Here is a 12,582-nt window from a genome sequence, read left to right as displayed (position 1 = left end):
CCGAGGTGTCGACCAGACTCAGGTGGCCGCTGGCATCGAGCTGAATGTCGCCACCGCTGGCGATCAGTTTGCCGTCGAGTTTCACCCCGACGCCCGACTCTGTGCCGACCAGTTTGATCGCCCCGGCATACATCCCGCCCAGCGCCGACGAGTCAATGGCCAGTTGCGGTTTCGCGCTGCCGTCATCGGCGCGCGCGGTGGCGTTGAGCGTCTGCGCGTTGACGTCGTTGCGACCGGCCACAATCGTCAGGTTTTTCGCCTGGATTTCGGCGTTGATCTTCGCGCTGCGGGTGATGATTTCGAAGCTGTCGACGTTGTTGGCATTCAGCCCGGCGCCGTCGATGGAGACGCTGCCCTGATCGACCTGGAAGCGATCCAGACGACCGTTGTCGAGCACCGGTTTGCCGGTGGTCAGCGTCACACGCGGCGTGTTGATAAACCCGCACCCGTTGCAGCTGATGCCATACGGGTTGGCGACAATCACCCGCGCCGACTGCCCCGCCACTTCCGTATAACCGCGCAGCTGGCTCGGACTGCCGCCGACCACTTCGTTGAGGATGGTTTGCGCCGCGACCCGGTTGGTGAGGTTGGGGTTGCCGACGATGATGCCGCCCAGTTGCGTCGCACCGGTCTGGTTGGCGACGTTGTTGAGGATGACGCCCTGGGTGCCGACGTTGTAATCGTGAAACTGGTTATGCGACAGCCCGGTGCCATTGGGCGTGGCGATATTGACGATCGGCACGCCATTGCCCGCCTGGCCGAGACTGGTGCCCGGCGAGGCCACGACGATCCCTTCCGCCTGCGCCCACATCGGTTGCCAGAACATCACGTTGGCCAACAGGAACGCCAGTCCGCGCTTGGGCATGCCCCAAAAGTGTTCGCGGGTTTTCACGGCGGCAGAAGGTTGGCGGCTCAGGAAGGCGAATTGACGGGCGTCCATGTCGAAGGTCTCGAGGCAGCGAAATTAGAGAAAGAAATCCATGCGGAAATAGATCGGCGCTTCGCGCTCGGTCAGGGTGTCCGGACGTTCGAGGGAGTGAGCAAAGGTCACGCTGGCGGCCAGGTGCTGACCGCGGGCAAACACCTCCACCGAGTTGCTGGACATACGGCCGTGCTGGTCGCCGTTGTAGCGATCGCCACGAATCACGCCCTGGTCGTAACCGAGGCTGGTGCCGTATTCGGCGAACGCCGGGCGTAGCCATTCCAAAGTCACCGGACGGCTCCAGCGCAGGTCGTTGCGCCAGTAACCGCCGCTGTCGCCGGACAAGGATTGATCCTTGTAACCGCGAATCGACGACTGCCCGCCGAGGCTGGTGCGCTGCGGGCTGAACAGCACGTCTTCACTGCGCTGGCCGGTCATCAGGCTGCTGAAACTGAACGACTCGCCCCACAGCTTGAACGGCTGTAAATAACTCGCGGTGGCGGTGTATTTGCGGTAGCGCGCATCCGGTTCGCCGGGGTCCGGGTGACCGTTGCCCTGGGCATCGAACGCGCCGATGCCTTGCTGCATGCCGAGGTCAAGGTTGACGAACGCACTGCCGACCCGCCGACCGTGGTTGATGCCGAACTGCGCTTCGCTGATGCGGTTGCTGCTCAGTTTGAGTTTGCTGTCTTCGATGAAGTTGTTGGTGCGCAGGTACGACAGGCCGGTGCTGAGGGAGGTCTTGCTCACGGCATCGCGATGGATCACCCGCTCGGCGCGCAGTTGATGGTTCTCGCTGTCGCCGGTCTGCTTGAAGTTGAAACCGTTGGCTTGCGCCTGCGAGCGGTATTCACTCTGGCTGTAGGTGTAATTGAAGTTCCACCAGCCCCACGGCAGGTTGTAATTGAGCAGCGCGTTGTTGGAGGTGTGCTGGTGATCGGTCATCGCATCGTGACCGCCGCGTAGATTCAACTGATCCGCCAGGCCCAACGGACTGTCCCAATCAAACGTGGTGCCCCACTGCTGCTCGCCCGTACTGCGCTGGCCGTCGTTGCTGCGGGACAACCCGGCACGCCAGGGCTTTTGCGGCGTGTTCTTGACCAACACTTCGCTGCCGCCGACATTCTTGCCCGGTGCCAATTCCATCTGTGCCTGATTCGATGGCAAACGGTTGAGCTGATCGACCAGTTGCTCGATTTCCCGCAGGTTGACCAACTCGCCAGTCTTGCCGGGAAAAGCCATGCCCAACTCGCGGTCCGACAGCTTGCTGCCCTCCGCGCCCTTCAACCCTTCGAGCTTGCCTTCGACCACCAGCACCTTTAGATGCCCGCCGGATAAATCCTGCTGCGGCAAGTAGGCACGACTGGTGACCAGGCCTTTTTCGATGTAGTGGTCGGTGATGACTTTCAGCAGCTCGTTGAGCTGAGTGACGCCCAGGCACTGGCCGATGTAAGGCTTGAGCAGACGGTTTTTCTCGCGCTCGGAGAGGCTGTCGGCGCCTTTGAGTTCGATGTCTTTGATCGGGAAACAACGGGTGTCAGCGGGTGCCGTCGGTGCGGCGGGCTTGGCTTCCTTGCCGGGTAATTCCTTGAGCTCTTCGAGACGCCGACGCTGCTCTTCGAGCAAACGATCCTGACGTTCGCGGATGAGGTCGGTTTCACCGGGGGTGGGGGCGGCGTGAGCAAGATTCAGCGGAGAAAGGCACAGCAAAGCCAGGCACAACCTCGCCACAAGGGCGGGTGGGTACATGTTCGATCCCTCGAACTGGAGACTAATGGCACAATAGTGGCGCGATATTAGAGAGCCATCATTCTGACGTCAATTCCTGGATCCAAGGGAGATGAAAAGGCGACGAACGGTAATGTCTACCCTACTAAAGGATGATGAGTGAACTTTCATAATCCTGCGGCCTCAACCGATTAACCGCCCGAAACGGAACCGAGGCTCACTATGAAAACCCTGTTGAAACTCACCCTCGCCACCACCCTCGCCTGTGCCCTCCCCGCCTGGGCCTGCACCCCCGAAGAAGCCACCGCCAAGCGCGAACAACTGGCCAAGGAAGTGACCAGGCTCACGGAACAGAATCCGGCCAAGGCCAAAGAGATCAATGCCGAGTTGCAGAAGATGGATCTGGGCACCGCCAGCGCGGATTTGCCCGACAAATGCCAGTTGATTGATCAGCGGTTGAAAGAGCTGAAGACGGCGGATAAAAAGGCCGAGAGCTGAACCAGAGATTGCAGCCTCCGGTCATTGCTAACCAAGAATGACGGTTCCTCCGGCGCTGCCAAAAGCGCCGATCTTTCGTTCTGGAATTTGCACTAGCGCATTTAATTATTTGCACAAACGCATATCCATGCCTAAGGTTACCTCGAGCCCGGATCGGAGCCGGCCATCCAACATGGCAAACCGCACACGCCGATCGCTCAGTCACACCGCTACAGACCCACTAGCTGGACGCTAGTTTTCACTCATGGAGGATTGAAAAATGTTAACCACTGAAGCAACGTCATTCACCGGCGAAACCCTGCCAAGGTGCCTGACCGGTCATCTGCTGAACCCGCAACTGTCCGATGTCGAATCGGCTGCCCCCCTCAACGCACTGGCCGCTGCCAGCCTCAACTTCACGATGCAGCCACAAACCCAGACCAACTGGTGCTGGGCAGCGGTTTCCGCTTCGGTCGGCAACTATTACGGTACCGGGTCCTGGACTCAATGCGGTGTTGCCACCACTGCGCTGGACCGCAACTGCTGTAATCAACCGGGGCCATGCAACGTGTACGGTTATCTGGATACAGCCCTGAGGATTACCCGCAGTTTCAACGGCATGAACCAGGGCTCGCTGCAGATGTCGGCCATCCAGAACCAGATCAACATGGGCCGACCGATCGGTTTGCGCTGTGCCTGGTACGGTGGCGGTGCGCACTTCCTGACGATCTATGGCACCAACGGCAACTACGTGCTGGTCGCAGATTCGATCTACGGCTACTCGACCCGAGCGTTGAACTCGTTCCCCAGCTCTTACAACGGCGGCGGCAACTGGACCAACACTTACTTCACCGTAAAAAACTAGGAGGGCGACATCATGCAACTGACTTATCCAAAGGCGCCTTCCAACGGCGTGCAGACCTTGCGTCCGGCGCTGCAAGCCGCCCTGCAAACCCAAGGCTTCGGCATCAATCGCCAGTTTGCCAACGCCACGCCCGGCAAGATCAGCCTCAGCGAGGCCTACCGTGGTTACTCGCTCAGCCTGGAGGACGTGAGCCAGGGCAAAGGCCTGAAAGACGCCAAGGTCGGCGATTGGCATTACCTGGTGTTTTCCGATGGCGTGACGATTGCCGATGCGCAATTGGCCGATGTTCGGGGTCATGTCGAGTTTTCCTCGCTGAACCACGGGGCCATGGCCGCCGCGACGGTCGGTGCGTTGAAACTGGCGGAACAGTCGCCGCAACTGCAGGGTAAAACCGTTGAGCTGCGGCTGCTGTTTGTTTCGGCGCTGCACTTGGTGGCGATCTGGCTGCATGCAGACACTGAAGACGTGCTGATCCCGATTGAGCCGACGCCAAAGGAACTGGCGGTCACTCGGCTGTACAGCGAGGCTGCCTTGCTCGCCTTGCTCAAACCGAAGGCTGATCAAGCCAAGCAACGCTTTGATGCGGACACCAGTGGGCTGTTGGGGAGCTGACAAACGCTGGACGTAAAAAAACCCGGACACTGTCCGGGTTTTTTATTGGATCGCTACGGCTAATACCAGTCAGTGAGGAGCAACACGGATCCTGTGGCGAGGGAGCTTGCTCCCGCTGGACGGCGCAGCAGTCCCTTCTTTTCAGGGCCGCTTCGCGTCCCAGCGGGAGCAAGCTCCCTCGCCACAAGGTGTTGTGTTCGCCGTACCTACCCTAACTGACCTGACAACGCTTTATTCAGCAGCCGGCGCTTCCGGCTTGCGGCGCTTGAGCGGCGCCATGCCGTCCTTGCTGACCAGCGACAGGGCGTCGGTCTTCGGGCGGTTGGCGATCTTGCGTTTGGTCGGGGCCTTGGCGCCGGTTTTCTTCTTGTCGCCTTTGGCGTCGACTTTTTTCTTCTTCACGCCAACGGCTTTGCCCGAGGCCTTGACCTTTTTCGGTCCGCCGTAGGTGCCTTTGACTTCCTTGATGGTGCGGCGCTCGAAGCTCTGCTTGAGGTAGCGCTCGACGCTCGACATCAGGTTCCAGTCGCCGTGGCAGATCAGCGAGATGGCCAGGCCATCGTTGCCGGCACGGCCGGTACGACCGATGCGGTGAACGTATTCGTCGCCGCTGCGCGGCATGTCGAAGTTGATCACCAAGTCCAGGCCTTCCACGTCGAGGCCGCGAGCGGCGACGTCGGTGGCTACCAGGATCTTAACGCCGCCCTGCTTCAGGCGGTCGATGGCCAGCTTGCGGTCTTTCTGGTCTTTGTCACCGTGCAGGACGAACGCTTTATATTCCTGCGCCACCAGACGGCCGTAGATACGGTCAGCCATGGCCCGGGTGTTGGTGAACACGATGGCCTTCTGGTAGGTCTCGTTGGCCAGCAGCCAGTTCACGATCTGTTCTTTGTGCTGGTTATGGTCAGCGGTGATGATCTGCTGACGGGTGGTCGCGTTCAGATCGCTGACGTTGTTCAGCTGCAAGTGTTCTGGATTGTTCAGGACCTTGGCGACCATCTCGCGCAAGCCCGACCCACCGGTGGTGGCCGAGAACAGCATGGTCTGCTGACGGTTGGTGCATTCTTCCACCAGACGCTGGACGTCTTCGGCAAAGCCCATGTCGAGCATGCGGTCGGCTTCGTCGAGGACCAGCACTTCAACTTCTTTCAGGTCGAGGTTGCCGGCGTTCAGCTGCTCGATCATCCGGCCCGGCGTACCGATCAGGATGTCTGGCACCTTGCGCAGCATGGCAGCCTGGACCTTGAAGTCTTCACCGCCGGTGATCAAACCGGACTTGATGAAAGTGAACTGAGCGAAGCGCTCGACTTCCTTGATGGTCTGCTGGGCCAGCTCGCGGGTTGGCAACAGGATCAGGGTCTTGATGCTGACGCGGACTTTCGCCGGGCCGATCAGACGGTTGAGGATCGGCAAAACGAATGCAGCGGTCTTGCCGCTACCGGTTTGCGCTGTCACCCGCAGGTCACGCCCTTGGAGCGCCAGCGGAATAGCCGCTGCTTGCACAGGCGTTGGCTCGACAAATTTAAGCTCGGCCACGGCTTTGAGCAGGCGTTCGTGCAGGGCGAATTGGGAAAACACGGGTGCTACCTCGAAGAAATACAAAAAAACAGCTGCATAGGGTAACGGTTTCGAGCGCCGAGGCCGAGTTTCTTTATGCAAACGGCGGTAAACAGTGGCTTTTTTGTTGCCTGATTTGTCTCAAAACGTCATGCAAAGCGTCTTAGATGCTCTAATCGCCCCGTCGCGTCCTACAGAAGAACCGTTTTTACCCATGGATATCAAACAGCTCTGGCTCAACGTCCAAGACCTCTGGGGTGCCCTTGATCAGCATCCGCTCCTGCATTCCAGCCTGGCGCTGATCCTGTTGCTGGTGGTGGCGCTGGTCCTCGGACGAGTGGCGCGCTACCTCATTATTCACGCGACCAAAATACTCGGCCGGCAACCGGCCTTGCACTGGATCAACGACTTTCGGCATAACAAGGTTTTCCACCGCCTGGCGCAAATGACGCCGTCACTGGTGATCCAGTTCGGCCTGCATCTAGTGCCGGAACTGAGCAAGACCAGCCTGATTTTCCTCGGCAACGTCGCGCTGGCGTTTACCATCCTATTCCTGATGCTGGCTGTCAGCGCCCTGCTCAGCGCCTTGCTGGACATCTACGCGCGCACCGAACATGCCCGCACCCGCTCGATCAAAGGCTACGTGCAACTGACGAAAATGGTCCTGTACGTGTTTGGCGCGATCATCATCGTCGCCACGCTGATCGACCGTTCGCCCCTGTTGCTGCTGTCGGGCTTGGGCGCCATGTCGGCGGTGATTCTGTTGGTCTACAAGGACACGCTGCTGTCGTTCGTCGCCAGCGTGCAGCTGACCAGCAACGACATGCTGCGGGTCGGCGACTGGATCGAGATGCCGCAAGTCGGTGCCGACGGTGACGTGGTCGACATCACCCTGCACACGGTGAAAGTGCAGAATTTCGACAAGACCATCGTCTCGATACCGACCTGGCGCCTGATGTCCGAATCGTTCAAGAACTGGCGCGGCATGCAGCAGTCCGGCGGACGACGGATCAAGCGCAGCCTGTTCATCGATGCCAGTGGCGTGCGATTCATCCGTGATGACGAAGAGCAGAAGTTGTCGCAGGTGCATCTGCTGACCGATTACATCAGCCGCAAACAGGCAGAACTCAAGGCCTGGAATGAGGCTCAGGGCAACGTCGCGGCGATGTCGGCCAACCGGCGACGGATGACCAACATCGGGACGTTCCGGGCCTATGCGTTGGCGTATCTGAAAAGTCACCCGGAGGTCCAGCCGAACATGACCTGCATGGTCCGTCAGATGCAAACCACCGCACAGGGTATTCCGCTGGAAATCTACTGCTTCACCCGCACCACGGCGTGGGCGGATTACGAGCGGATTCAGGGGGATATTTTTGATTACCTGCTGGCGGTGCTGCCGGAGTTTGGGCTGAGTCTTTATCAGCAGCCGAGTGGCGGGGATTTGCGGACCGGGTTGCTTCCGGCAGTGTTGGGCGCAAGCCATATCCCCGAGCCCGAGAAACACATCATGTAGCCCCTCATCTCCCCCTGTGGGAGCGGGCTTGCTCGCGAAGAGGGAGTGTCAGTCGAGATTAATGTTGAATGACACACCGCATTCGCGAGCAAGCCCGCTCCCACAAGGTTTAGTGGACGGCCAGAGGTTTTCGTATACCCAACCGACTGACCCACACCGCCATCAAAATCACCGATCCGCCCAAGAACAACCGCCCCAGCTCTTCATGCTGATTCCAGATCAGCAGATTGATCAGCAACCCCACCGGTACATGCAGGTTGTTCATCACCGCCAGCGTCCCGCCATTCACCAGGCAGGCGCCCTTGTTCCACCAATACAAACCCAACGCGGTCGAGACCAGGCCGAGGAACACCAGCACGCCCCATTGCAGCGGCGCCTCGGGCAGGAAATTCTGTTTGCCGAACATCAGGAATGCCGGTAACGCCACCGCCAGCGCGCCCAGGTAGAAGTAGCCAAAGCGCCGGTAATGCGGCAAATCGCTCGGATGACGCGCCACCAGGTGCTTATAAAGGACTTGTCCGGCGGCGTAGGTGAAGTTGGCCAGTTGCAACAGCAAGAAGCCCATGAAGAAATCCGGGTTGATCCGGTCGTAACGAATCACCGCCGCACCGAGCACCGCCACCAGTGCCGCCACCAGCGCCCACGGATTGAAACGCCGGTTCAGGGCATCTTCGATCAGGGTCACGTGCAGCGGCGTGAGGATGGTAAACAGCAACACTTCCGGGACCGTCAGCACCCGGAAGCTCAGGTACAGGCAGACATAGGTCACGCCGAACTGCAGCGCACCGATCAACAGCATGCCGCGCATGAACGCCGGCTCGACCGAACGCCAGCGCGTCAGCGGAATAAACACCAGCCCCGCCAACAACACCCGCACCAGCACCGCGAAGTAACTGTCGACATGTCCGGCCAGGTATTCGCCGATCAGACTGAAGGAAAACGCCTGGATCAGCGTGACAAAAAGTAGATAGCCCATGCTCGCCTCGATTCGAATGGCGGCGACGATAGCGGGTTTGGCCCTTCACCGCGAATCGTCAGGCAATGCAAAACCTGTGGGAGCGGGCTTGCTCGCGAAGAGGCCGTGTCAGTCGACATCTCTTTTGGATAACACACCGCTTTCGCGAGCAAGCCCGCTCCCACAGTGGATTTGTGTGTATACCCACAAAATCGCAGGCAAAAAAAAGCCCGATCTCGCTAAAGCGTTCAATCGGGCAACAGCACTCAGGAGCAACAAGTGCAAAGGGAGGTTCGATGCGCGTAAAGCCTTGAAGGGGTTGCGCCAGGCCACTTGAACATCAAGGGATTATCTGACGATTAAAGCCTCAAGCCACTTGGGAAAGCTTGGCGTTGGCCTGGTTCAGGCCTTTCTCCTGGAAGTCACCGCCCAGGTTCATGCCTTCGGCGTGAATGAAGGTCACGTCGTGAATCCCGATGAAAGCCATCACCTGGCGCAGGTACGGTTCCTGGTGATCAGCGGTGCTGCCGGCGTAGATCCCGCCACGAGCGGTCAGCACATAGGCGCGCTTGCCGCTGAGCAAACCTTGCGGGCCGGTCTCGGTGTACTTGAAGGTCACACCGGCACGCAGCACATGGTCGAGCCAGGCTTTGAGCGTGCTGGGAATGGCGAAGTTGTACATCGGCGCGGCCATGACCAGCACATCGGCAGCCAGCAGTTCGTCAGTCAATTGGTTGGAGCGTTCCAGGGAGACCTGTTCGATGTCGCTGCGCTGTTCGGCGGGTTTCATCCAGCCGCCCAGCAAATTGATGTCCAGGTGCGGCACCGTGTTGACAGCGAGGTCACGCACGGTGATCTGGTCGTTCGGGTGAGCGGCTTTCCACTGGCTGATGAACGTCTGGGTCAACTGTCGGGAAACCGAGTCTTGCTGACGGGCGCTGCTTTCGATGATCAGAACGCGTGACATGGGATGTAGGCTCCATCTGAGAATGCTGTAAGGCGATGGAGTGAAGGTTAAACAGAGTTATATCGATGAAAAAGCGCAAATAACTGCTATAACCCATCAACAAATTCGTTTATAAGCTGAGCATGCCCTGCACCTGTAGGAGCGAGGCTTGCCCGCGAAGGGGCCGTGTCATTCAGCATCTATGTCGACTGCACACCGCCTTCGCGGGCAAGCCTCGCTCATACAGGGTTTTATGTCATTTGGGGGTGCAGGTCAGGTTGATTCGCATCTTGATAATGGTGCGGGTGAACTTGGCGGTCGCATTTTTGTGTTTGCCGGCGGCCACTTCGATAGAGCGGGTGCGCGGCGCTTCCGGACCATTGTTGAAAACCACCTTACAGATCGCATCGGTGGTGCCGTAGTTATTGACCTGAATGGAGGCTATGTCGTTATCCGTGTCGTAGGCGTTGTAGTCGATCTTCATGCCATTGAGCTGCTTTGTTACATCGATCGGATAAGCAAACGCCGTCAGCGGCAGCATCGCCAACAACACACAACAGAATTTTTTCATTCAGCAGTCTCCAATAAGGACTGCCAGCTTAGGACAAGAGGAGCTATTCATGAAAGCGCCCCGCGTGACCCTTGATCAATGGCGAACCTTGCAAGCCGTGGTCGACCACGGTGGTTTCGCCCAGGCCGCCGAAGCGCTGCACCGCTCGCAATCGTCGGTGAGCTACACCGTGGCGCGTATGCAGGACCAGCTCGGCGTGCCGCTGTTGCGCATCGACGGCCGCAAAGCGGTGCTGACCGAAGCCGGTGGCGTGTTGTTGCGTCGCTCGCGGCAACTGGTGAAACAGGCCAGCCAGCTCGAAGACCTGGCCCACCACATGGAACAAGGCTGGGAAGCGGAAGTGCGGCTGGTGGTCGATGCGGCCTACCCGAGCGCCCGCCTCGTCCGCGCGTTGACCGCGTTCATGCCGCAGAGCCGTGGTTGCCGGGTGCGTCTTCGTGAAGAAGTGTTGTCGGGCGTCGAGGAGGTGTTACTCGAAGGCGTGGCCGACCTGGCCATCAGTGGTTTCAGCATTCCGGGCTACCTGGGTGCGGAATTGAGCGACGTCGAGTTTGTTGCGGTCGCCCACCCCGAACATGCCTTGCATCGCCTCAACCGCGAACTGAATTTCCAGGACCTTGAAAGCCAGCTGCAAGTGGTCATCCGTGACTCCGGTCGCCAGCAACCACGAGACGTCGGCTGGCTCGGCGCCGAACAGCGCTGGACCGTCGGCAGCCTGGCCACCGCGGCGACTTTTGTCAGCAGTGGCCTGGGGTTCGCCTGGTTGCCCCGGCACATGATCGAACGCGAGTTCAAGGAAGGCACGCTCAAGCTGCTACCGTTGGATCAGGGCGGCAGCCGCAACCCGAGTTTTTATCTGTATTCGAACAAGGACAAACCCCTGGGCCCGGCGACGCAAATTCTGATCGAACTGCTGCGCACCTTCGACACCGCGCCGCTGGATGCGCCGTTCGCCGCCCCTGAACAAGCCTGACACGGAGTATCCGCATGGCCTATTTCGAACATGAAGGTTGCAACCTGCACTATGAGGAATACGGCCACGGCACGCCGTTGCTGCTGGTGCACGGGCTGGGCTCCAGCACCCTGGACTGGGAAAAGCAGATCCCGGTGTTATCCGCCCGTTACCGGGTGATCGTTCCGGACGTGCGCGGTCACGGTCGCTCCGACAAACCCCGGGAGCGTTACAGCATTGCCGGGTTCAGCGCCGACCTGGTCGCCCTGATGGAACACCTGAACCTCGGCCCCACCCATTACGTGGGCTTGTCCATGGGCGGCATGATCGGTTTTCAACTGGCCGTGGATCAGCCGCACATGCTCAAAAGCCTGTGCATCGTCAACAGCGCGCCGGAAGTCAAACTGCGCAGCCGCGACGATTACTGGCAGTGGTTCAAGCGCTGGAGCCTGATGCGTGTCCTAAGTCTGGGCGCCATCGGCAAGGCCTTGGGTGCCAAGCTGTTCCCCAAACCCGAACAAGCTGATTTGCGCCAGAAAATGGCCGAACGCTGGGCAAAAAACGACAAACATGCTTATCTCGCCAGCTTCGATGCCATCGTTGGCTGGGGTGTTCAGGAACGACTTTCCAAAGTCGCCTGTCCAACCCTGATCGTCAGCGCCGACCGCGATTACACGCCCGTCTCGCTGAAGGAAACCTATGTAAAACTGCTGCCCGATGCGCGGCTGGTGGTGATCGCCGATTCGCGCCACGCCACCCCGCTGGATCAACCCGAACGCTTCAACCAAACCCTGCTCGAGTTTCTCACCGCAGTCGACACCACCTCACTCAGGATCACTGACCCATGCTGAAAAAAATCGCCCTCGTCGCCGGCTCCGTTCTGTTTGCCGCCAACCTGATGGCTGCAACGCCCGCCGCCAAGGCGCCGCACGTATTGCTGGAAACCACCAACGGCCAGATCGAAATCGAACTGGACCCGGTCAAGGCACCGATCAGTACCAAGAACTTCCTTGAGTACGTCAACAGCGGCTTTTACAACAACACGATTTTTCACCGTGTGATTCCTGGCTTCATGGTCCAGGGCGGTGGTTTCACCAAAGAGATGACGCAAAAAGACACCAAGGCATCGATCAAGAACGAGTCCAAGAACGGCTTGCATAACGTGCGTGGCACGCTGTCCATGGCCCGCACCTCGAACCCGGATTCGGCCACCAGCCAGTTCTTCATCAACGTCAAGGACAACGATTTCCTCGACAGCGGTGATGGTTATGCCGTGTTCGGTAAAGTCGTCAAAGGTATGGATGTGGTCGATGTCATCGTCAACTCCCAGACCACCACCAAAAGCGGCATGAAAGACGTGCCGGCCGACCCTGTGTTCATCAAGTCAGCCAAAGTCATCGACTAATCTGCACAGGAGTGCTTGAGCGGCTGCCGGTATCCGGTGCCGCTCATATCGTTTAAAGGAGAGCCCGTGCGCGGGCGGA

11 protein-coding genes and 2 pseudogenes are annotated in these 12,582 nt (G+C 59.2%); 7 read left to right on the top strand and 6 right to left on the bottom strand.

Features of this window, described 5'->3' with window-relative positions; genetic code table 11:
• Positions 1 to 28: 28 nt before the first annotated feature.
• Together ACA051_RS08250 and ACA051_RS08245 are read right to left on the bottom strand one after the other, a co-directional pair.
• Positions 29 to 811, bottom strand: a pseudogene (locus tag ACA051_RS08250) (filamentous hemagglutinin N-terminal domain-containing protein); the annotation flags it as partial.
• A 153-nt stretch (positions 812 to 964) separates the two neighbouring features.
• Positions 965 to 2,671: a ShlB/FhaC/HecB family hemolysin secretion/activation protein gene (locus tag ACA051_RS08245; protein ID WP_497374353.1), complete on the bottom strand. Its 1,707-nt coding sequence runs from the start codon at positions 2,669 to 2,671 to the stop codon at positions 965 to 967.
• 201 nt (positions 2,672 to 2,872) lie between these two features.
• On the opposite strand from ACA051_RS08245, the gene ACA051_RS08240 reads away from it, so the two are divergent.
• From ACA051_RS08240 to ACA051_RS08230, 3 genes are all read left to right on the top strand, one after another.
• Complete coding sequence (locus tag ACA051_RS08240; RefSeq protein WP_497374351.1) at positions 2,873 to 3,148, top strand: hypothetical protein; 276 nt, start codon at positions 2,873 to 2,875, stop codon at positions 3,146 to 3,148.
• Between the two features lie 259 nt (positions 3,149 to 3,407).
• Positions 3,408 to 3,992: a papain-like cysteine protease family protein gene (locus ACA051_RS08235; RefSeq protein WP_497374349.1), complete on the top strand. Its 585-nt coding sequence runs from the start codon at positions 3,408 to 3,410 to the stop codon at positions 3,990 to 3,992.
• Between the two features lie 12 nt (positions 3,993 to 4,004).
• Positions 4,005 to 4,604 carry a hypothetical protein gene (locus tag ACA051_RS08230; RefSeq protein ID WP_497374347.1) on the top strand — a complete coding sequence of 200 codons (600 nt, stop codon included), beginning with the start codon at positions 4,005 to 4,007 and terminating at the stop codon, positions 4,602 to 4,604.
• A gap of 231 nt (positions 4,605 to 4,835) precedes the next feature.
• On the opposite strand, the gene ACA051_RS08225 is transcribed toward ACA051_RS08230, so the two are convergent.
• Entirely contained in the window at positions 4,836 to 6,182 is a 1,347-nt protein-coding gene (locus ACA051_RS08225; protein ID WP_008153197.1) for a DEAD/DEAH box helicase, read from the bottom strand.
• Between the two features lie 193 nt (positions 6,183 to 6,375).
• Between ACA051_RS08225 and ACA051_RS08220 the strand changes: the two genes are divergently transcribed.
• Positions 6,376 to 7,674: a mechanosensitive ion channel family protein gene (locus ACA051_RS08220; RefSeq protein ID WP_497309051.1), complete on the top strand. Its 1,299-nt coding sequence runs from the start codon at positions 6,376 to 6,378 to the stop codon at positions 7,672 to 7,674.
• 109 nt (positions 7,675 to 7,783) lie between these two features.
• Here ACA051_RS08220 and ACA051_RS08215 read toward each other — a convergent pair whose 3' ends face one another.
• The 3 genes from ACA051_RS08215 to ACA051_RS08205 all read right to left on the bottom strand — a co-directional run bounded on the left by ACA051_RS08215 (position 7,784) and on the right by ACA051_RS08205 (position 10,146).
• Positions 7,784 to 8,650 (bottom strand): carboxylate/amino acid/amine transporter, encoded by an 867-nt coding sequence (locus ACA051_RS08215; protein WP_497374345.1) that lies wholly within the window; start codon positions 8,648 to 8,650, stop codon positions 7,784 to 7,786.
• Positions 8,651 to 8,996: 346 nt separating this feature from the next.
• Positions 8,997 to 9,596, bottom strand: a complete 600-nt coding sequence (locus ACA051_RS08210; RefSeq protein WP_497309048.1) for an FMN-dependent NADH-azoreductase — start codon at positions 9,594 to 9,596, stop codon at positions 8,997 to 8,999.
• Between the two features lie 235 nt (positions 9,597 to 9,831).
• A complete protein-coding gene (locus ACA051_RS08205) occupies positions 9,832 to 10,146 on the bottom strand; it encodes a 3-phosphoglycerate kinase (protein WP_497309046.1) in 315 nt (104 codons plus the stop codon).
• A gap of 49 nt (positions 10,147 to 10,195) precedes the next feature.
• Here ACA051_RS08205 and ACA051_RS08200 point away from each other — a divergent pair, with 49 nt between their 5' ends.
• The 3 genes and pseudogenes from ACA051_RS08200 to ACA051_RS08190 all read left to right on the top strand — a co-directional run bounded on the left by ACA051_RS08200 (position 10,196) and on the right by ACA051_RS08190 (position 12,503).
• Positions 10,196 to 11,119 carry a PA3225 family LysR-type transcriptional regulator gene (locus ACA051_RS08200; RefSeq protein ID WP_497309045.1) on the top strand — a complete coding sequence of 308 codons (924 nt, stop codon included), beginning with the start codon at positions 10,196 to 10,198 and terminating at the stop codon, positions 11,117 to 11,119.
• Between the two features lie 14 nt (positions 11,120 to 11,133).
• Positions 11,134 to 11,939: pseudogene (locus tag ACA051_RS08195) on the top strand (alpha/beta fold hydrolase).
• 3 nt (positions 11,940 to 11,942) lie between these two features.
• Entirely contained in the window at positions 11,943 to 12,503 is a 561-nt protein-coding gene (locus tag ACA051_RS08190; protein WP_497309044.1) for a peptidylprolyl isomerase, read from the top strand.
• Positions 12,504 to 12,582: the final 79 nt, after the last annotated feature.

It is taken from the genome of Pseudomonas sp. LBUM1669 (assembly GCF_059695705.1).
This window is presented reverse-complemented; position numbering and strand designations above follow the sequence as displayed.

What these genes read in the sequence shown, in the direction of transcription:
- ACA051_RS08220 (WP_497309051.1), top strand. Translation starts at nt 6,376, where the DNA reads ATGGATATCAAACAGCTCTGGCTCAACGTCCAAGACCTCTGGGGTGCC.
- ACA051_RS08240 (WP_497374351.1), top strand. Translation starts at nt 2,873, where the DNA reads ATGAAAACCCTGTTGAAACTCACCCTCGCCACCACCCTCGCCTGTGCC.
- ACA051_RS08210 (WP_497309048.1), bottom strand. Translation starts at nt 9,596, where the DNA reads ATGTCACGCGTTCTGATCATCGAAAGCAGCGCCCGTCAGCAAGACTCG.
- ACA051_RS08190 (WP_497309044.1), top strand. Translation starts at nt 11,943, where the DNA reads ATGCTGAAAAAAATCGCCCTCGTCGCCGGCTCCGTTCTGTTTGCCGCC.
- ACA051_RS08205 (WP_497309046.1), bottom strand. Translation starts at nt 10,146, where the DNA reads ATGAAAAAATTCTGTTGTGTGTTGTTGGCGATGCTGCCGCTGACGGCG.
- ACA051_RS08245 (WP_497374353.1), bottom strand. Translation starts at nt 2,671, where the DNA reads ATGTACCCACCCGCCCTTGTGGCGAGGTTGTGCCTGGCTTTGCTGTGC.
- ACA051_RS08230 (WP_497374347.1), top strand. Translation starts at nt 4,005, where the DNA reads ATGCAACTGACTTATCCAAAGGCGCCTTCCAACGGCGTGCAGACCTTG.
- ACA051_RS08235 (WP_497374349.1), top strand. Translation starts at nt 3,408, where the DNA reads ATGTTAACCACTGAAGCAACGTCATTCACCGGCGAAACCCTGCCAAGG.
- ACA051_RS08200 (WP_497309045.1), top strand. Translation starts at nt 10,196, where the DNA reads ATGAAAGCGCCCCGCGTGACCCTTGATCAATGGCGAACCTTGCAAGCC.
- ACA051_RS08215 (WP_497374345.1), bottom strand. Translation starts at nt 8,650, where the DNA reads ATGGGCTATCTACTTTTTGTCACGCTGATCCAGGCGTTTTCCTTCAGT.